Origin of the sequence: Allobosea sp. OK403 (assembly GCF_900113835.1) — a bacterium.
Classification (GTDB): domain Bacteria; phylum Pseudomonadota; class Alphaproteobacteria; order Rhizobiales; family Beijerinckiaceae; genus Allobosea.
Genome location: NZ_FOQV01000003.1, coordinates 217,779 through 235,447, shown reverse-complemented (window position 1 = coordinate 235,447; position 17,669 = coordinate 217,779). Strand labels below are relative to the sequence as shown.

Here is a 17,669-nt window from a genome sequence, read left to right as displayed (position 1 = left end):
GTCTCGGTGATCTCAGTTGAAGCTATAGGCTGCTCTGCCGGTTTCGGCAAAACCGGCAGAGCATCACGGCACTGCGTCGCCGGGCTTGTGCGCCTGCGGGATCTTGCGGGCCTGCAGGGCGAAGGCTGCGAACACCCCCAGCAGCGTCAGCGCCAGCCCGAACCAGGTCAGCGCATATTGCAGGTGGTTGTCGGGAATCCGGGCGATCAGCTCCTTGGGGTCGACCCCGGCGGGTGGGGTGAGGCCGTCGCCTTGGCGCTCGGCCTCGAGATAGAAGGATGGGCCGCCGCTCAAGCCCAGCGAGGCCGCGATGGCGGCGGGATCGCGCGTATAAAACTCGCGCTGGGCGGGCAGGTCGTTGGGCGTGAAGGCGTTGCGCGCCTCGGCTGCGCGCAGGAAACCGGTGACGGTCGCCGGGCCCGCCGCGGGCTTGATCTCGCCGAGCCTGTTCTCCGGCACGAAGCCGCGATTGATCAGGATCGTGCCGCCATCCGCCAGCCGGAAGCCCTGGAAGATCCAGCGGCCGAAGCCGGAGAGCTGGCGCGTGCCCGGTCCGCCTGACGCGATCGTGGTGCGCACGCCGGCGAAGGGGCCGTCGATGAAGCTTCCGCTTGCCGCGACACGTGTCAGGTCGAGCTTTGCGGGATCGAGCGTGGCCCATGTCGCGGTGGCGGGCATGGCGGCGGGGGCGCCGGCGGCCTGTGCCTCCAGCCGTGCGATGAAATCTTGCTTCTCGGTCATGCGCTCGAGCTGCCAGGCTCCAAGCGCGCAAAGCACCAGCGTGCCGATGACCGTCAGGATCGCCGGAGCGACCAAGCTGGGGCGCTGCCGGGCGGGGAGGGCCTCGCCGCTCATTTCTCCAGCCTGCCCTCTTCCGCCTTGTTGACATATTGCAGGGCGACCGCGAGCCCCTTCATCGGCCGCAGCAGGGCCAGGCAGACGATCACGGCGAGCGGCAGCCAGATCACCATATGCACCCAGATCGGCGGCTCATAGGCGACCTCGACATAGAGCGCCGAGCCCAGCACGGCGAAGCCCGCGATCAGCATGATGAAGACGGCAGGCCCGTCGGCCGAATCGGCGAAGGAGAAGTCGAGCCCGCAGGCGGCGCAGCGCGGGCGCACCTTGAGGAAGCCGTCGAACAATTTGCCTTCGCCGCAGCGCGGGCAGCGGCCGGTCAGCCCCGTGGTATAGGGCGAAGGCAGATTATGGTGTTCGTCGGCCATGGCGGCCTCCATCAAAGCATGATGCCGAAGGGTGGTAGCGATCTTTCGGACGAGGGCATCACGCGGCTTCAAAGCACAAAGGCGGCCTTGCGGCCGCCTTTGCCATATCAGTGCTTGCGGCCGTTCGTCAGTGCGCCGCCGCGGCGACGTGAGCCCCCGCGCCCCAGACATAGATCGAGGCGAACAGGAACAGCCAGACCACGTCGACGAAATGCCAGTACCAGGCGGCGAATTCGAAGCCGAGATGCTGGTCGGGTTTGAAATGGCCGAGATAGGCCCGGTAGAGGCAGATCGCCAGGAAGATCGTGCCGATGATGACATGGAAGCCGTGGAAGCCGGTCGCCATGAAGAAGGTCGAGCCATAGACGTTGCCGCTGAAGGCGAAGGCCGCGTGCGAGTACTCATAGGCCTGGCAAAGGGTGAACAGCATGCCGAGGATCACGGTGAGCCAGAGGCCTTGCTTCAGCCCCTTGCGGTCGCCCTCGATCAAGGCGTGATGCGCCCAGGTCACGGTGGTGCCCGAGGTCAGCAGGATCAGCGTGTTGAGCAGCGGCAGGTGCCAGGGGTCGAAGGTCTCGATGCCCTTGGGCGGCCAGACGCCGCCGGTGAACTCCTGGCGCGTGAAGTTGATCGCCTCGTAGCTGAACAGGCTGGCGTCGAAATAGGCCCAGAACCAGGCCACGAAGAACATCACCTCGGAGGCGATGAACATGATCATGCCGTAGCGATGGTGCATCTGCACCACCTTGGTGTGGTAGCCCTCCTTCTCGGCCTCGCGGATCACGTCCATCCACCAGGCGAGCATGGTGTAGAGCACGCCGAGCAGGCCGATGCCGAAGACCATCGGGCCGAGCTTCATGCCGCCCACCAGCAGGGCCTTCATCCACATCACGGCGCCGATCGCCATCACCGTCGCGCTGGTGGCGCCGACGAGCGGCCACGGGCTCGGGTCGACGAGATGGTAGTCGTGGTTCTTGGTATGGGCCCCGGCCATGTATCAGTCTCCGCGTCCGACTTTATCTGCGCAGCGCTTCGGCTTCGCTCGTATTAGGTTCGACTAGTTACAGGTTTGACTTGGCCGCGTCACCCTTGCCCTCGGCGACGGGCTGGCCCGCCTTCGACTGGAAATAGGTGTAGGACAAGGTCATCGAATTGACGCCGTCGAGGTCGCGATTCCCCGCGATCTCCGGGTCGATGTAGAAAACCACCGGTGCCTCCAGGCTCTCGCCCGGCTGCAGCGTGTGCTCGGTGAAGCAGAAGCACTGGATCTTGACGAAATAGGCCGCGCCCTTCTCGGGTGCGATGTTGAAGGTCGCGATCCCGGTCGAGGTGCGGCTGGAGCGGTTGGTGATCTTGTAGAACACCGTCTGCGTCTGGCCGACACGCAAGCTGATCTCGGGGCTCTCGGGCGTGAAGGCCCAGCCCAGCCCGGGCGCGACATTGGCGTCGAAGCGCACGGCCATGGTCCGGTCGAGGATCACGCCCGCGCCGGCTGTGCCGACCATCGGCGTGCCGCCGAAGCCCGTCGCCTTGCAGAACATGTCGTAGAGCGGCACCGAAGCGAAGGCCAGGCCCGTCATGCCCATGGCGACGCCGGCGCAGATCAGCGCGGTGCGCCGCAGGTTTGCGGGCTGTCCCTGAGGCGCAGGGGCGGGCGCCATTACAGCGGCCTGTTCATGATCGCGGGGCCGGTCTTCACCAGCGTCACCACGAAGAAGAATACGACGAGGCCGGCGAGCACCAGCGCCAACGCCACCGAGCGGCGCCTGCGGCGCGCCAGATCCTCTGGCGTGAAAGCCGGCGCTTTCGGGCGCTTGGGAGCCTCGCTCATCCGATCACCTTGGGCAGAGCCCACATCAGGCCGAGGCTGTTCTCGGCGAGCAGCACGGCAAACAGCAGGAAGAGATAGAGGATCGAGAAGCCGAACAGCGCATAGCAGGCCTTGCTCGCGGCCTCGCCCTGCGTCGTGCGCAGCACCCGCACCGCAAGCCCGATCATGGCCAGGCCCGTGATCACGGAGACGACGAGATAGATCAGCCCGCCGAAGCCCATCAGCGCGGGCAGCACGGCGACGGGCGCCATCACCAGCGAATAGGCCATGATCTGGCGGCGCGTCGCGGCGGCACCGGCGACATTGGGCAGCATCGGGATGCCGGCGCGGGCGTAGTCCTCGGACTTCACCAAAGCGAGCGCCCAGAAATGCGGCGGCGTCCACAGGAAAATGATCGCGAACAGCACCAGCGAATGCATGCCGAAATCGCCGGTCACCACCGCCTCGCCGATCATCGGGGGGAAGGCGCCGGCCGCGCCGCCGATGACGATGTTCTGCGGCGTCCAGCGCTTCAGCCACATCGAATAGATCACGGCGTAGAAGAAGATCGTGAAGGCGAGCATGCCGGCCGCCAGCAGGTTGGCGACGAGACCGAGCACGAGCACGGAGCCGACCGACAGCGTCAGGCCGAAGGCCAGCGCCTCCGAGGGCAGGACGCGGCCGGCCGGAATCGGGCGCTTGGCGGTGCGCGCCATCAGCACGTCGATGTCGGCGTCGTACCACATGTTGAGGCAGCCCGAGGCGCCGGCGCCAACGGCGATCGCCAGCAGGGCGGCAAGGCCGATCACCGGATGCACGGAGCCCGGCGCCGTCGCCATGCCGCCGAGCGCGGTGACCACGACGAGGAGCATCACGCGCGGCTTCAGCAGCTCGAAGAAGTCGCGCGCCTCCCCCGTGGAGGTCAGCGCGCCGCCTTCGGTGCGAGGATCGATCCTGTCGAACGCAGCGGACATCGGATTCAGGTCAATTCACTTGTTGTGGCGCCTCTGAAGGGCGCGATGGGCTCTCAGTGGAAGCGGCCTTGGCGAAGAAGCTTTGGCCGCCCGTCTCCGGAACGCCTCGGCAGGCGCTCGGGAGAGGGGCGGCGGCGGGCCCGGATGAGCCCGCCGCCTGTTGGATCAGTGGTCCGAGCCGGTGATGCGCGGCAGGGTCTCGAACTGGTGGAAGGGCGGCGGCGAGGGCAGCGTCCATTCCAGGGTGGTGGCGCCTTCGCCCCAAGGATTGTCCCCGGCGAGGACCTTCTTCGAGAAGGCCGTGTAGACGCCGTAGAAGAAGATCAGCAGGCCGGCGGCGAAGATGTAGGAGCCGATCGACGAGATGAAGTGCCAGTGCGTGAAGGCGTCGGGATAGTCGGCATAGTGACGCGGCATGCCGGCCAGGCCGAGGAAGTGCTGCGGGAAGAACAGCACGTTGGCGCCGACGAAGGCGACATAGAAGTGCAGCCTGCCGATCCAGTCCGGGATGATATAGCCGCTCATCTTCGGGAACCAGTAGTAGAAGCCCGCGAAGATGCCGAACACGGCGCCCAGCGACAGCACGTAGTGGAAATGCGCCACGACGTAATAGGTCGCGTGCAGCGAGCGGTCGACGCCGGCATTGGCCAGCACGACGCCGGTGACGCCGCCGACGGTGAACAGGAAGATGAAGCCGTTCGCCCACAGCATCGGCGCGGTGAAGCGGATCGAGCCGCCCCACATCGTCGCGATCCAGGAGAAGATCTTCACGCCCGTCGGCACCGCGATGACCATCGTCGCGAAGACGAAATAGCGCTGCGTGTTGAGCGAGAGGCCGGCGGTGTACATGTGGTGCGCCCACACGATGAAGCCGACGACGCCGATCGCGACCATGGCGTAGGCCATGCCGAGATAGCCGAAGATCGGCTTCTTCGAGAAGGTCGAGATGATGTGGCTGACGATGCCGAAGGCCGGCAGGATCATGATGTAGACTTCGGGGTGACCGAAGAACCAGAACAGGTGCTGGTAGAGGATCGGGTCGCCGCCGCCGGCGGGGTCATAGAAGGTCGTGCCGAAATTGCGGTCGGTCAGCAGCATGGTGATGGCGCCGGCGAGGACCGGCAGCGCCAGCAGCAGCAGGAAGGCGGTGACCAGCACCGACCAGGCGAAGAGCGGCATCTTGTGCAGCGTCATGCCCGGAGCGCGCATGTTCAGGATGGTGGTGATGAAGTTGATCGCGCCCAGGATCGAGGCCGCGCCGGCAAGGTGGAGCGCCAGGATGCCGAAATCGACGGAGGGGCCGGGATGGCCGGCCGAGGAGAAGGGCGGATAGATCGTCCAGCCGGTGCCGACGCCATGGGCGCCGGGAGCGCCTTCCACGAACATCGAGATGATCAGCAGCACGAAGCCGGCGACCGTCAGCCAGAACGAGATGTTGTTCATGCGCGGGAAGGCCATGTCCGGCGCGCCGATCATCAAGGGCACGAACCAGTTGCCGAAGCCGCCGATGACGGCGGGCATGACCATGAAGAAGATCATGATCAGGCCGTGGCCGGTGACGAAGACGTTGTAGCTCTGGCCGTTGGCGAAGATCTGGAGGCCCGGCTGCTGCAGCTCGATGCGCATCATGATCGACAGGAAGCCGCCGACGAGGCCTGCCATGATCGAGAAGCACAGATAGAGCGTGCCGATGTCCTTGTGATTGGTGGACAAGAGCCAGCGGCGCCACCCGGTCGGGTGGTGCTCGTGGCCGGCATCGTCATGTCCGTGGCCATGGGCGTCGTGAGCCGCAGTTGCCATGGGGTGGTCTCCTTATGCGAATCGGGTTCGCTACAGTCGGTCGATCAAGTTGCGCCGCAGCAGTGGCCGGGCGGCAAACGGTTCGTAAAACGGTGCCTATTGGCCGGCGGCGGCGACCTTGTTGGTCGCGTCGTCGGCATTGGCGAACTTCTTCTTCGAATCGGCGAGCCAGGCGGCGTATTTCTCGGCGCTGACGACCCGGAAGGCGATCGGCATGTAGGAATGGTTCTGCCCGCAGATGAACGAGCACTGGCCGTAATAGATGCCCTCGCGGTCGGCCTTGAACCAGGTCTCGTTCAGGCGGCCGGGGATGGCGTCGATCTTGATGCCGAAGGACGGCACCGTGAACTTGTGGATCACGTCGGCGCCGGTGACCTGGATGCGCACGATCTTGCCGACCGGGACCACAGCCTCGTTGTCGACGGCGAGCAGGCGCGGGGCCTCGGCGGCGGCAATCTTGTTGCTGCTGATCGCCTCGGCGCGCTGCTTCTCGTCCAGCATCAGCGAGTCGAAGCCGAAGGCGCCGCCATCCTGCGGGTACTCATAGGACCAGTACCACTGCTTGCCGGTGACCTTCACGGTGAGGTCGGCCTGCGGAATCTCAAGCTGCAGCTTGAGCAGGCGGAAGGAGGGGATCGCGATGACGACCAGGATCAGGACCGGAATCACCGTCCAGGCGACTTCGAGCAGCGCGTGATGCGTCGTCTTCGAGGGAACCGGGTTCGCCTTCTCGTTGAAGCGCCAGGCGACATAGACCAGGAGCCCGAGCACGAAGATCGAGATGATGAAGATGATGACGTTCAGCCAGTTGTGGAACCAGTGAATGTATTCGGAGACCTCGGTTGCCGGGCCCTGCAGATTCATCTGCCAGTCGCTGGGCATCCCGGTGCCGGCCAGGGCGGCGTCGGGGAGGAGCGCTGTCGCGCCGGCCGCAAGGGCCATGGCGGCCACGGTTGCAAGGGTCCTGCTCAGAAATCGCATCGGTCCGACCTAGCTCCTCATCATGCCCGCTTCGGAACGCCCTGATCGAAAGGCGTCCGTGCGACAAGGTTACGACCCAGCGGCCCACCCTGCACTTCGGCATTGCGATAAATCAAAGATCACGCTTGCGCCAGTGGGGCAATGCGGGCCTTCCACGCATGCCGTGCGGCATAATCGCGCGAGGTCGTATGTCGCGGCGGGCTTGGCTTTGGGCTCTCGCCTTGACAGGACAGGGTCTGCATGGTCCCAACACGGGCATGATTTGGCGGGGGCGGCGCGCGCCGGGGCGCTGGCCGGCTTTTCGCCTGAATTCGGCTGCTTTATTCGTCACGCCCGGCGGCGTGCGCCGGTTTGGAGGTTAGGCAGGAATGGGCAAGATGATCGGACGCGTCTTCGCGACCGCGCTGGCCGCCTGCGGCGTCAGCGGCGCTGCGCTGGCGCAGGGCGCGGTCAAGTCGACGCATGGCGACTGGCAGATGCGCTGCGAAGTGCCGCCCGGCGCCAAGGCCGAGCAATGCGCGCTCGTGCAGAATGTCGCGGCCGAGGACCGGCCGAACCTGACGCTGCTCGTCATCGTGCTCAAGACGGCGGATCAGAAGAGCCGGCTGTTGCGCGTGGTCGCGCCGCTGGGCGTGCTCCTACCCTCGGGGCTGGGCTTGAAGATCGACGACAAGGATATCGGCCGGGCCGGCTTCGTGCGTTGCCTGACCACCGGCTGCGTCGCCGAGGTGGTGATGGACGATGCGTTGCTCGGCCAGCTCAAGACCGGCAAAAGCGCCACATTCATTGTGTTTCAGACACCGGAGGAAGGCGTGGGCATCCCCGTCTCGCTTTCCGGATTCGGCCCCGGCGTGGAGACCTTGCCGTGATTGACGCGACATTCCGCCGGCCGCACTGGCTGATTCTCCCTGTCTTATGTGTCGGCCTCGCCGGCTGCGGCTCGTCAGGCTCCTCCTCGGGAGAGCCGAGCGCGTTCCAGAAATTCAGCAATGTCGTGATGTTCCAGTCCACGACCGTGCCGCCGGCGCCGCCGAAGACGCAAGGCGAGGTCCAGAAGGAGCGCCAGGACGAGGAAGAGTCGCTGGTCTGCCCGGAGGTGATCATCGCCGATGGCGGCGCCGCGATGCGTGCCCAGTCTGGCCCCGACAGCGGCAGCCTGCGCCATCAAATTTCGATTCTGAATGTTGCGCGCGAATGCACGGCGACGGGCAATGGCGGCTACAATCTCAAGGTCGGTGTCGAAGGCCGCGTGCTGCTCGGCCCCGCCGGCGCGCCCGGCAGCTATTACGCGACGCTGGTGACCACGGTCACGCGCGGCACGACCTCGGTGGCGCGCCGCTCGGCCCGTGTCGGCGGCACGATCGCCAGCGGCCAGGGCGGTGTCGATTTCTCCTATGTCGAGCAGGGCATCGTGGTTCCGCCCGGCCGCGGCGATGTCGAGATCACCGTCGACCTCTCGCCCGCTGGCGCCGCGCCGGCCGCCCACAGGCGGCGCAGGTAAGGCGTCTTCGAGCGAAGACATGAGCGCTGCGTGGAAAATCGCGGTGCTTGCCGCGAAAGAAGGCAGTCGCCCGATTGACTCAAGGGCTGCCTCCAGTATGTCTGCCTTCAGCCGCACATCCCCGCGGGAGAGACCGGGTTCGGACTTGTCCGGATTCGGCGCCGAAGGCGCAACCGCCCCGGAAACGCTCAGGCAAAAGGACCGCTAGGGGAGTTGGCGCTCTGGAAAGTGGCGGAAGCGATTCCGCCCACCGACGGGTGTAACCTGTCCGGCTGACGACGCCGGAATGGGGAAATCTCTCAGGTTCCGAGACAGAGGGGGCGCGCTCCGGACAGTTCCGTCCGGGGCTTGCGCTTGACTCTGGAAGGGGCCCTCCATGGCTGCCGAAGCCGATACCGCGATTGCTCATGCATCGCCCGAGACCCCATCGCTCAAGACGGCACTCCATTCCCGCCATGTCGCGCTCGGTGCCCGCATGGTGCCTTTCGCCGGCTACGACATGCCGGTGCAGTACCCCAGCGGCATCCTGACCGAGCATAACTGGACGCGTGAGAAGGCCGGGCTCTTCGATGTCTCGCATATGGGCCAGGCATTCCTGGTCGGTCCCGATCACGAGACCACGGCGCGCGCGCTGGAAGCCCTGATTCCCGCCGACATCGTCAATCTCGCCCCAGGCAAGCAGCGTTATTCGCAGCTCCTGAACGAGGAGGGCGGCATCCTCGACGATCTGATGGTGACGCGCTCGCTCGACCCCGATGAGGATGGCGCGCTCTATCTCGTCGTCAATGCCGCCTGCAAGACCGAGGACTACGCCCATATCGAGGCGCGGCTGCCGGCCAATGTGAAGCTGATCCGGGCCGAGCATCGCGGCCTGATCGCGATCCAGGGACCAGCCGCCGCCGAGGCGCTGGCCGTGCTCGCGCCCGAAGCCGCCGAGATGGGCTTCATGACCTCGCGCAGCATGAAGGTCGCCGGCATCAAGGCCAATCTCAGCCGCTCCGGCTATACCGGGGAGGATGGCTACGAGATCTCGGCTGCCGCGGGCAAGATCGGCGAGATCTGGGACACGCTGCTGCTCGACGCCCGCGTCAAGCCGATCGGGCTCGGCGCGCGTGATTCGCTGAGGCTGGAGGCGGGCCTGTGCCTCTACGGTCATGACATCGACACCACGACCTCGCCGGTCGAGGGCGCATTGACCTGGTCGATCCAGAAACGCCGGCGCGAGGAGGGCGGCTTTCCCGGCGCTGCCCGCATCCAGCGCGAATTCGCAGAGGGGCCCGCGCGCGTCCGCGTCGGCCTGCTGCCGGAAGGTCGCGCTCCGGCTCGCGAGGGTGCAGAGATCGCCACGCCCGAGGGCGAGATCGTCGGAAAGGTCACCTCCGGCGGCTTTGGCCCGACCCTGAACGCGCCCTGCGCCATGGGCTACGTCGCCAAGGCGCATTCCGCTCCCGGCACGCGGCTTGATCTGATCGTGCGCGGCAAGCCGCTGCCGGCGGTCGTCGCCGCGATGCCCTTCGTGCCCAACCGCTACAAGCGCTGATCCCGATTCCCTTTCCAGGAGACAAGACCATGGCCGAGACCCGCTACACCAAGGACCACGAATATATCCGCATCGAGGGTGACACCGGCACGGTCGGCATCAGCGACTACGCCCAGGCCCAGCTTGGCGACGTTGTCTTCGTCGAATTGCCCGCCATCGGCAAGGCCGTGACCAAGGGCGGCGAAGCGGCCGTGGTCGAGAGCGTCAAGGCGGCGTCCGAGGTCTATGCGCCGGTCTCCGGCGAGGTCGTCGCCGTCAACAGCGAGCTCGAGGCCTCGCCCGGCACGGTCAATGAGGATCCGGCCGGCAAGGGCTGGTTCGTCAAGCTCAAGCTCAGCAACGCTGCCGAGCTCGAGGGTTTGATGAGCGAGGCCGAGTACCAGGATTACGTCAAGACGCTGTGAGGCTCGGCGCTCCGTCATTCCAGGACGGAGCTAGCGGAGATCCGAGAATCTCCTGACGAGACGTCTCTGGTTCACGAGATGCTCGGGTCAAGCCCGAGCATGACGCCATTCAAGGGAATTCCCCATGCGCTACCTTCCCCTCACCGACACCGACCGGCTCGACATGCTGGCCCGCATCGGCGTTCCCGATGTCGATGCGCTGTTCAGCGACGTACCGGCCGGCAAGCTCCTGACCGCGCCGCTCGATCTGCCCCGCGCCAAGGGTGAGCTCGAGGTCGAGCGCATCATGGGGCGCATCGCGGCCAAGAGCATCGCGGCCTCCTCCGTGGCCTTCTTCGTGGGGGCCGGGGCCTATAAGCATCATGTCCCGGCGACGGTGGACCACCTGATCCAGCGCTCGGAATTCCTGACCAGCTATACGCCCTACCAGCCCGAGATCGCGCAGGGCACGCTGCAATATCTCTTCGAGTTCCAGACCCAGGTCGCGGCGCTCACCGGCATGGAGGTCGCCAACGCCTCGATGTATGACGGCTCGACCGGCACCGGCGAAGCCGTGCTGATGGCTCACCGCGTCACCAAGCGCCGCAAGGCCCTGCTGTCGGGCGGCCTGCACCCGCATTACGCCGAGGTGGTGAAGACGCTCTCCGAGATGGCGAGTGACGAGGTCGTGGCGCTGAAGCCCGATGTCGCGGCCACTGAGGACATCCTCGCCCAGATCGACGACGAGACCTCCTGCGTCGTCGTGCAATCGCCCGACGTCTTCGGAAATCTGCGCGACCTCGCCCCGATCGCCGCGAAGGCGCAGGCCCATGGCGCCTTGCTGATCGCGGTCGTGACCGAGGTGGTTTCGCTGGGCGCGATCACCTCGCCTGGCGAGATGGGGGCCGACATCGTCGTCGGCGAAGGCCAGTCGATCGGCAACGCGTTGAATTTCGGCGGCCCCTATGTCGGGCTCTTCGCCGCCAAGTCGAAATATGTCCGGCAGATGCCGGGCCGGCTCTGCGGCGAGACGGTGGACGCCGACGGCCAGCGCGGCTTCGTGCTGACGCTTTCGACCCGAGAGCAGCATATCCGCCGGGACAAGGCGACCTCGAACATCTGCACCAATTCCGGCCTCTGCGTGCTCGCCTTCACCATCCACATGACGCTGCTCGGCCAGGCCGGGCTGTCGCGGTTGGCCGAGGTCAACCACGCCAACGCGGTCAAGCTCGCCGATATGCTTGCCGGGCTGAAGGGCGTCACGGTGCTGAACGAGAGCTTCTTCAACGAGTTCACCGTGAAGCTCTCCAAGCCGGCCGCCGAGGTGGTCGAGGCGCTGGCCGAAAAGGGCGTGCTCGCCGGCGTGCCGGTCTCGCGGCTGTTGCCGGGAGCAGGGCTCGACGATCTGCTGATCGTGGCGAACACCGAAGTGAATACGGATGACGATCGTGACGCCTTCGTCGCGCGGCTGCGCGAGGTTCTCTGACGTTTAGAGGTTTTCGGACGTTTAACGGAAGGAACGGCTCTTCATGTCCCTGCACGCCATCATCGCCCGCCGCCAGCGCGCGCTCATAGCCTCGTGGGTGCGCAGCCCGCTTGTGCAGGTGCAGGTCGAGTCGCCGGGCGCCCTGCCGGGGCTGGTCTTCATCTCGGATGCCGGCGAGGCCGGCATGGCCAGCGGAGTCGGCCGGCGCGATGAACGCAATGTCGCGATGGTGACCAGGGCCGGTGATCCCGATACGCAGGCGAGCTGTTGGGTCGCGGCGCGTTATTCCGGTTATCGCTCCGCCTATCTGGCGTTCATTCGCGAAGCCTATGGCGTCAGGGCGACATCCGCCGAGCTTGCCGGCTTCGATGTCGACCATCTGCTCAACCGCGCCAGAAGCCCGCAGGATTCGACCTTCATCCGCATCGAGGCGATTCCGGCGGCCGCCAATCAGGATTGGGGCCGGCTGTTCGAGAAGGCTGCCTCGGATCCGCGCTTCTACGCCAACCAGCAGCGCGAGCGGCGCACCATGAGCTGGGTGATCTGCGCCAAGCTCGCCGGCCAGGCGCCACCAAATGGTCCCGGCGATCAGGCCGGGATCAATCGCCTCGTACAGTATTTCGTTTCGATCGGGCTCGACGCGGCGGAAGCGCGCGACGGCCTCAACTCGATGCTCTCATTCGCCTACAAGTTTCGCTGATCGGACATAAACACCATGCTCAATCGTCAGGGACGTCCCACCCAGGCCGGCGAGGCTGCCAGCGAGCAGCACGCCACCTTCACCGGCAACAAGGCTCTGCAGCAGATCGAGCCGCTGATCTTCGAGATCGGCCATCACGAGACGACGGGCGTCGATATCGATGCGCCCGCGCCGTTCAAGTCGCGCCTGGGCAAGCATGCGCGCAAGGACGGCATCGGCCTGCCCGGTCTCTCCGAGCCCGAGGCGATGCGCCATTATGTCCGCCTCAGCCAGAAGAATTACGGCATCGACACCGGGCTCTTCCCGCTCGGCTCCTGCACGATGAAGCACAATGCCCGCCTGAACGAGAAGATGGCGCGGCTGCCGGGCTTCTCCGACGTGCACCCGCTCCAGCCGGTCTCGACCGTGCCTGGCGCGCTCGACGTGATGCTGCAGCTCTCGCACTATCTGATGACGCTGACCGGCATGCCGGCGGTGGCGCTCTCACCGAAGGCCGGCGCGCATGGCGAGGCCTGCGGCATGATGGCGATCAAGGCTGCCATTGCCGCCAAGGGCGAGGGCGCGACCCGCAATGTCGTGCTCGTGCCGGAATCGGCGCATGGCACCAATCCGGCGACTGCGGCCCTGATCGGCTTCTCCGTGAAGTCGGTGCCGGCCCGTCCGGACGGCACCGTCGCAGTCGAGGACGTCAAGGCGCTGCTCGGGCCCGAGATCGCCGCGATCATGCTGACCAACCCCAACACCTGCGGCATCTTCGAGCCGCAGATCGTCGAGATCGCCGCCGCGATGCATGAGGCCGGCGCCTATTTCTACTGCGATGGCGCCAACTTCAACGCCATCGTCGGCAAGGCCAAGCCCGGCGATCTCGGCGTCGACGCCATGCACATCAACCTGCACAAGACCTTTTCAACGCCCCATGGCGGCGGCGGGCCGGGTGCGGGGCCGGTCGTGCTGTCGCAGCGGCTTGCGCCTTATGCACCGGTGCCGTTCATCCATATCGAGAGCGGCAAGCCGCGCCTGATCGAGAACAAGGACGACGCGCCTGCCGGCAACCAGCCCTTCGGCCGCATGACAGCCTTCCATGGCCAGATGGGCATGTATGTCCGCGCGCTCGCCTACATGCTCAGCCACGGTTCGGACGGCATGAAGCAGGCCTCCGAGGACGCGGTGCTGAACGCCAACTACATCCGCGCCGGCCTGTCCGACCTGATGTCGCTGCCCTTCCCTGACCACCCCTCGATGCATGAGGCTTTGTTCGACGACGAATGGCTCAAGGGCACCGGCGTCTCGACGCTCGATTTCGCCAAGGCGATGATCGACGAGGGCTATCACCCGATGACGGTGTACTTCCCGCTCGTCGTGCATGGCGCGATGCTGATCGAGCCGACAGAGTCGGAATCGAAGGCCTCGCTCGACCTCTTCATCGCGACGCTGCGCGACCTCGCCATGGCCGCGCAGGGCAACGACAAGACGCGCTTCACGGCAGCGCCCCATCACGCCCCGATCCGCCGCCTCGACGAAACCCGCGCGGCGCGCCAGCCGGTGCTGAAATGGGTCAAGCCGCAGCCGATCGCCGAAGCGGCCGAATAGCCCTTGTCATCGCGAGGATTCTGGCGACGAAGCAATCCAGGGGCCGCCGGGCGACCCTTGGGTTGCCTGGCTTGGCGCGCAAGGGCGGTCTCGCCCTGAAATGTTCCGATACGTAATTCTCTACCCGGCCTTAAGGCTTCCTTGACCATATAGGAGGGAAGCTTCCGAGGTGCGCCTTCGGCGCATTGTGGGACACTTCCATGGCCGTGCGTTTCGTCAAGATTTCCGTCGCCGCTGCTTTCGCCCTTTTCCTGGGGGCGGCAGGCGCGCGCGCCGAGCAGCCGAGCTACGGCCCCAACACCTATGACCGCACGCTCGAGGCGCTGATCGCGCATGAGGACATCGCCAATCGCGGCGGCTGGCCCAAGGTGCCGGGCTCGGCTTCGAACCTGAAGCCCGATGCGCAAGGGCCCGATGTCACGATCCTGAAGCAGCGATTGATGCTGAGCGGGGATCTGGCTCCGGAAGCGCTGCCGGGCGATGTCTATGACGCGGCCGTCGTCGCCGCGGTGAAGCGCTTCCAGCTTCGCCATGGCCTGTCGGATCTCGGCACGATCGGCCGGCTGACGCTGAAGGCGATGAACGTGCCGGTCGAGGTGCGCCTGAACCAGCTGACCGCCACGCTGGAGCGGTTGAAGAGCAACGGCTTCACCTTTGCCGGGCGCTATGTCGTGGTCAACATCCCCGGCGCCAGCGTCGAGGCGGTGGAGAATGGCGTCGTCCAGCGCCGGCATCTTGCCGTGGTCGGGCGGTCGGACCGGCCCTCGCCGGTGCTGCAGGCCAACATCACCTCGGTGAACCTCAACCCCTACTGGACGGTGCCGACCTCGATCGTGAAGGCCGACATCATCCCCCATATGCGGCAGGATCCGGGCTTCATCACCAAGTCGAACATGAAGCTGCTGGGCGCCGAGAACAAGGAAATCGACCCCGCGAGCGTGAACTGGGCAAGCCTGAAGTCGCCCTATTTCACCGTGCGACAGGAGCCGGGGCCGACGAACTCGCTGGGTCAGCTCAAGATTGATATGCCAAATTCCGAGGCGGTCTACATGCACGACACGCCGAAGAAGACGCTGTTTCGCAACGATGTACGCTTCAACTCGTCGGGCTGCGCCCGTATCGAGGGCGTTCGCGACCTCGCCGCCTGGCTGCTCGAAGGCACGGAATGGACGCAACCGGCGATCGAGGCCGAGATCGCCAAGAACGAGCGCAAGAACATTCCCCTGAAGAAATCGGTGCCGGTCGCCTGGGTCTATCTCACCGGCTGGCAGTCGGGCGATGGGCTCGTCCAGTTCCGTGAGGACATCTACGGCCTCGACACGCCGCAGGGCATCGCCACCTCGACGATCGTGGCGCGCAAGCCCAAGCCTAAGACGCCGCCTCTGGTTCCCGCCCAGAAGCTCGAAGCCAAGCCTGCTGGCGCTGTGCCGGCCAAGCCCGTCGCAGCGAAGCCGGCTCCCGCGACGACGGCGACCGCCGTCAACTGAGGGGCTTCGACATGCCGTCTTGGTTTGGAAACACGCCGTCATCCCGGGCGTAGCGAAGCGTAGACCCGGGATCCATTCCTGAGCCTCGACAAGCGGCGCTCGGGAATGGATCCCGGATCAGCGCCGCTGGCGCGGCTTGTCCGGGATGACTGCCTTCTGATTCCACTTGAGCGTAGCCGATGCTCTAAGGCGCGGCCAGGATCGCCATCACGGCGCTGATCGCCTGCTGGCGCGCCTCCGGATTCGTGCCGATCGTGACCTTGCCGTCCGGGCGCTGCGAGAAGGCGGCGTTGCGCTCGCGCAGCGGCAGGTCGGGATGGTCGAAATCGTGATAGGCACCGGCAAAGCCGGCGAACTGCGCGCCGCCGCGCTGCGCCAATTCCTGGCAGGGGGCGGCCGGGGTCCAGTCGTCGGCGAGCCCCTGCAGGATCGTGGTCGGCACCTTGGCGCTCCAGCCGCGCTGCAAGATCACGCGGCAGCCCGGATAGAAGGCGATCACCTTGCGAAACCCGCCAGCGCCGGCTGCAGCGGCGTCGCCAGCGACGCGCAGCACCGTTGAGCCGCCATTCGACCAGCCGATCAGGCTGGGGCGCCCGGCCGCGACGAAGGGCTGCTGCGCCAGCCAGTCGCTGGCACCGAAGGCATCCTTGGTGCGGCCGGCAGGGGTCAGTGCGCGGTCGCGATCATTGCAGAGCGAGGATAATCCGCGCGGGCGAAAACTGTCGGGCAGCAGCACGGCGTAGCCGGCAGCGTTGAGGCGCTGGCTCCAGTCGGTCTCGCGCGCATTCATTCTGCCGGAGCGCGTCCAGAGGCCGGCGCAGCCATGCATGGCGACGACGGTCGGGAAGGGCCCTGCGCCGGCCGGCTTGGCGAGCCAGCCCGTCAGGAGGGTGCCGTCGCGCGAGGGGAAGTTGACCTGCTCCATCGCGAATGCCGAGCCGGTGAGGCCCAGGCTGGCAGGACCAACGAGGAGAGTGCTGGCGAGAAGAGTGGTCCGAAGCAGCGGCATCATGGAACGGAAGCCTCCTGAAGGCCCAAGGCGGGCGGGCCAAAGAAAAACGCCGCGATCCCAGGGGATCGCGGCGTCGATTTGATGGCGGGCCGAGATGAACTCAGTTCAGCTTGGCCTTGACCTCTTGCAGGCCGGTCGAGAAGGCGGCCTCGCCGGCCTTTCCGGCCATCTGTCCACGCAGGATGGCCTCGGCAGCGCGGGTCGCGGCCTCGGCGGCGGCGGCGCGAACCTCGGCCTCCGCCTGGATCTCGGCCTGAGCGATCTTGTCCTCCGCCGATTTGGTGCGGCGGGTGACGAACTCGTTCAGCTTGGCCTCCGCCTCGGAAGCGAGACGCTTGGCCTCGTCATTGGCCGCGGCGATGATGCTGGCGGCCTCCGCTTCGGCGGCCTTGCGCTTGGCTTCGTACTCGGCAAGCAGCTTTTCGGCGTCCTGCCGCAAGCGGCGGGCCTCGGCCAGTTCACGGGCGACCATCTCGCCGCGCGAATCGAGCGCGGCGGTGATTTTCTTGTGCACGCCGAATTTGGCGAGCAGGCCCAGGAAGATGACGAGGGCGACGCCGACCCAGAAGGTATCCATCTGATCTCTCCTCAGCCCTGCGCCAGGGCCTGATCGACCGCGTCGGACGCCTCAGCCGTGCTGGGAGCCTGACCCGTCAACTTGGTCACGATCGCAACCGCGACTTCGCTGCCGAGGCCGCGGACATTGGACATCGCCTTCGACTTGGTGCTGGCGATGGCGGCTTCCGCCTTGTCGAGCTTGGCGGTGAGTTCGGCCTCGACCGAGCGGCGACGCTCATCCGACGCCTTGGTGCCGGCGTCGCGGGAAGCCTGCGCGATCGACTGCGCGTTCTTGCGGGCCTCGGTGAGGGCTTTCTCATAGGCCTGGGAGGTTTCCTCGGCCTTCGCCTGCATCCGTGCAGCCTGGTCGAGATCGCGCGAGATCGTGCCCGCCCGCTCTTCCAGGATGGCGCCGACGCGCGGCAGAGCGACCCTCGACATCAGCCAGTAGAGGGCTCCAAACGTGATCGCCAGCCAGAAGAGCTGTCCGGCGAAGGTCCTGGCATCGAAGGGCGGGAAGGAGGCCTTGGCGCCGTGCTCTGCCGCGGCCTGGGCCGCACCGGCCGCGAGCAGGGCAGCGGAAGCCACCAGTCCTCGTCCGAAGACAGTTGCAGAACGAAA

The 17,669-nt window shown here is 66.3% G+C and carries 19 protein-coding genes and 1 riboswitch; of the genes, 8 read left to right on the top strand and 11 right to left on the bottom strand.

All coding sequences use genetic code 11. The features are described 5' to 3' along the window. Positions 1–63: 63 nt before the first annotated feature. The 8 genes from BMZ97_RS12450 to coxB form a co-directional block, all read right to left on the bottom strand. Positions 64–855 carry an SURF1 family protein gene (locus BMZ97_RS12450; RefSeq protein ID WP_092169581.1) on the bottom strand — a complete coding sequence of 264 codons (792 nt, stop codon included), beginning with the start codon at positions 853–855 and terminating at the stop codon, positions 64–66. Then, positions 852–1,226 (bottom strand): DUF983 domain-containing protein, encoded by a 375-nt coding sequence (locus BMZ97_RS12445; RefSeq protein WP_092171317.1) that lies wholly within the window; start codon positions 1,224–1,226, stop codon positions 852–854. The genes BMZ97_RS12450 and BMZ97_RS12445 overlap by 4 nt, the downstream gene beginning before the upstream one ends. Positions 1,227–1,353: 127 nt before the next feature. Next, positions 1,354–2,220 carry a cytochrome c oxidase subunit 3 gene (locus BMZ97_RS12440; RefSeq protein WP_092169578.1) on the bottom strand — a complete coding sequence of 289 codons (867 nt, stop codon included), beginning with the start codon at positions 2,218–2,220 and terminating at the stop codon, positions 1,354–1,356. A gap of 67 nt (positions 2,221–2,287) precedes the next feature. Next, positions 2,288–2,887: a cytochrome c oxidase assembly protein gene (locus BMZ97_RS12435; protein WP_092169575.1), complete on the bottom strand. Its 600-nt coding sequence runs from the start codon at positions 2,885–2,887 to the stop codon at positions 2,288–2,290. Further along, positions 2,887–3,057: a hypothetical protein gene (locus tag BMZ97_RS31235; protein ID WP_175525534.1), complete on the bottom strand. Its 171-nt coding sequence runs from the start codon at positions 3,055–3,057 to the stop codon at positions 2,887–2,889. The genes BMZ97_RS12435 and BMZ97_RS31235 overlap by 1 nt, the downstream gene beginning before the upstream one ends. Continuing rightward, positions 3,054–4,010 carry a heme o synthase gene (locus BMZ97_RS12430; protein ID WP_092169573.1) on the bottom strand — a complete coding sequence of 319 codons (957 nt, stop codon included), beginning with the start codon at positions 4,008–4,010 and terminating at the stop codon, positions 3,054–3,056. The genes BMZ97_RS31235 and BMZ97_RS12430 overlap by 4 nt, the downstream gene beginning before the upstream one ends. Before the next feature lie 165 nt (positions 4,011–4,175). Further along, positions 4,176–5,810 (bottom strand): cytochrome c oxidase subunit I, encoded by a 1,635-nt coding sequence (ctaD, locus tag BMZ97_RS12425; protein ID WP_092169570.1) that lies wholly within the window; start codon positions 5,808–5,810, stop codon positions 4,176–4,178. Positions 5,811–5,906: 96 nt separating this feature from the next. Further along, on the bottom strand, positions 5,907–6,752 hold the full coding sequence (gene coxB, locus BMZ97_RS12420; protein WP_244546433.1) for a cytochrome c oxidase subunit II: 846 nt from the start codon (positions 6,750–6,752) through the stop codon (positions 5,907–5,909). A 416-nt stretch (positions 6,753–7,168) separates the two neighbouring features. Here coxB and BMZ97_RS12415 point away from each other — a divergent pair, with 416 nt between their 5' ends. From BMZ97_RS12415 to BMZ97_RS12380, 8 genes are all read left to right on the top strand, one after another. Then, entirely contained in the window at positions 7,169–7,660 is a 492-nt protein-coding gene (locus BMZ97_RS12415; protein WP_244546432.1) for an invasion associated locus B family protein, read from the top strand. Then, a complete protein-coding gene (locus BMZ97_RS12410; protein ID WP_092169563.1) occupies positions 7,657–8,292 on the top strand; it encodes a hypothetical protein in 636 nt (211 codons plus the stop codon). Before BMZ97_RS12415 ends, BMZ97_RS12410 begins: the two co-directional genes overlap by 4 nt. Positions 8,293–8,406: 114 nt before the next feature. Then, positions 8,407–8,506: riboswitch (glycine riboswitch) on the top strand. A 162-nt stretch (positions 8,507–8,668) separates the two neighbouring features. After that, positions 8,669–9,832 (top strand): glycine cleavage system aminomethyltransferase GcvT, encoded by a 1,164-nt coding sequence (gene gcvT / locus BMZ97_RS12405; RefSeq protein ID WP_092169560.1) that lies wholly within the window; start codon positions 8,669–8,671, stop codon positions 9,830–9,832. 29 nt (positions 9,833–9,861) lie between these two features. After that, complete coding sequence (gene gcvH / locus BMZ97_RS12400; RefSeq protein WP_092169557.1) at positions 9,862–10,236, top strand: glycine cleavage system protein GcvH; 375 nt, start codon at positions 9,862–9,864, stop codon at positions 10,234–10,236. A 124-nt stretch (positions 10,237–10,360) separates the two neighbouring features. Beyond that, complete coding sequence (gene gcvPA, locus BMZ97_RS12395) at positions 10,361–11,701, top strand: aminomethyl-transferring glycine dehydrogenase subunit GcvPA (protein ID WP_092169555.1); 1,341 nt, start codon at positions 10,361–10,363, stop codon at positions 11,699–11,701. A 43-nt stretch (positions 11,702–11,744) separates the two neighbouring features. Further along, a complete protein-coding gene (locus BMZ97_RS12390) occupies positions 11,745–12,401 on the top strand; it encodes a hypothetical protein (protein WP_092169553.1) in 657 nt (218 codons plus the stop codon). 15 nt (positions 12,402–12,416) lie between these two features. Continuing rightward, positions 12,417–13,991: an aminomethyl-transferring glycine dehydrogenase subunit GcvPB gene (gene gcvPB / locus BMZ97_RS12385; RefSeq protein WP_092169550.1), complete on the top strand. Its 1,575-nt coding sequence runs from the start codon at positions 12,417–12,419 to the stop codon at positions 13,989–13,991. A 200-nt stretch (positions 13,992–14,191) separates the two neighbouring features. Then, complete coding sequence (locus BMZ97_RS12380; RefSeq protein ID WP_092169547.1) at positions 14,192–15,478, top strand: L,D-transpeptidase family protein; 1,287 nt, start codon at positions 14,192–14,194, stop codon at positions 15,476–15,478. A 184-nt stretch (positions 15,479–15,662) separates the two neighbouring features. On the opposite strand, the gene BMZ97_RS12375 is transcribed toward BMZ97_RS12380, so the two are convergent. The 3 genes from BMZ97_RS12375 to BMZ97_RS12365 all read right to left on the bottom strand — a co-directional run bounded on the left by BMZ97_RS12375 (position 15,663) and on the right by BMZ97_RS12365 (position 17,636). Continuing rightward, positions 15,663–16,490, bottom strand: coding sequence for a dienelactone hydrolase family protein (locus BMZ97_RS12375; RefSeq protein WP_092169545.1), 828 nt, complete (start codon positions 16,488–16,490; stop codon positions 15,663–15,665). Between the two features lie 100 nt (positions 16,491–16,590). After that, the gene (locus BMZ97_RS12370) at positions 16,591–17,067 is read right to left on the bottom strand and encodes a F0F1 ATP synthase subunit B family protein (RefSeq protein ID WP_092169542.1); all 477 of its coding nucleotides are present in this window, start codon (positions 17,065–17,067) and stop codon (positions 16,591–16,593) included. A gap of 11 nt (positions 17,068–17,078) precedes the next feature. Continuing rightward, positions 17,079–17,636: a F0F1 ATP synthase subunit B family protein gene (locus BMZ97_RS12365; protein WP_244546378.1), complete on the bottom strand. Its 558-nt coding sequence runs from the start codon at positions 17,634–17,636 to the stop codon at positions 17,079–17,081. Positions 17,637–17,669 lie beyond the last annotated feature (33 nt).

Coding starts and splice junctions, on each gene's coding strand:
- BMZ97_RS12450 (WP_092169581.1), bottom strand. CDS start 855: ATGAGCGGCGAGGCCCTCCCCGCCCGGCAGCGCCCCAGCTTGGTCGCT.
- BMZ97_RS12445 (WP_092171317.1), bottom strand. CDS start 1,226: ATGGCCGACGAACACCATAATCTGCCTTCGCCCTATACCACGGGGCTG.
- BMZ97_RS12440 (WP_092169578.1), bottom strand. CDS start 2,220: ATGGCCGGGGCCCATACCAAGAACCACGACTACCATCTCGTCGACCCG.
- BMZ97_RS12435 (WP_092169575.1), bottom strand. CDS start 2,887: ATGGCGCCCGCCCCTGCGCCTCAGGGACAGCCCGCAAACCTGCGGCGC.
- BMZ97_RS31235 (WP_175525534.1), bottom strand. CDS start 3,057: ATGAGCGAGGCTCCCAAGCGCCCGAAAGCGCCGGCTTTCACGCCAGAG.
- BMZ97_RS12430 (WP_092169573.1), bottom strand. CDS start 4,010: ATGTCCGCTGCGTTCGACAGGATCGATCCTCGCACCGAAGGCGGCGCG.
- ctaD (WP_092169570.1), bottom strand. CDS start 5,810: ATGGCAACTGCGGCTCACGACGCCCATGGCCACGGACATGACGATGCC.
- coxB (WP_244546433.1), bottom strand. CDS start 6,752: ATGGCCCTTGCGGCCGGCGCGACAGCGCTCCTCCCCGACGCCGCCCTG.
- BMZ97_RS12415 (WP_244546432.1), top strand. CDS start 7,169: ATGATCGGACGCGTCTTCGCGACCGCGCTGGCCGCCTGCGGCGTCAGC.
- gcvT (WP_092169560.1), top strand. CDS start 8,669: ATGGCTGCCGAAGCCGATACCGCGATTGCTCATGCATCGCCCGAGACC.
- gcvH (WP_092169557.1), top strand. CDS start 9,862: ATGGCCGAGACCCGCTACACCAAGGACCACGAATATATCCGCATCGAG.
- gcvPA (WP_092169555.1), top strand. CDS start 10,361: ATGCGCTACCTTCCCCTCACCGACACCGACCGGCTCGACATGCTGGCC.
- BMZ97_RS12390 (WP_092169553.1), top strand. CDS start 11,745: ATGTCCCTGCACGCCATCATCGCCCGCCGCCAGCGCGCGCTCATAGCC.
- gcvPB (WP_092169550.1), top strand. CDS start 12,417: ATGCTCAATCGTCAGGGACGTCCCACCCAGGCCGGCGAGGCTGCCAGC.
- BMZ97_RS12380 (WP_092169547.1), top strand. CDS start 14,192: ATGGCCGTGCGTTTCGTCAAGATTTCCGTCGCCGCTGCTTTCGCCCTT.
- BMZ97_RS12375 (WP_092169545.1), bottom strand. CDS start 16,490: ATGATGCCGCTGCTTCGGACCACTCTTCTCGCCAGCACTCTCCTCGTT.
- BMZ97_RS12370 (WP_092169542.1), bottom strand. CDS start 17,067: ATGGATACCTTCTGGGTCGGCGTCGCCCTCGTCATCTTCCTGGGCCTG.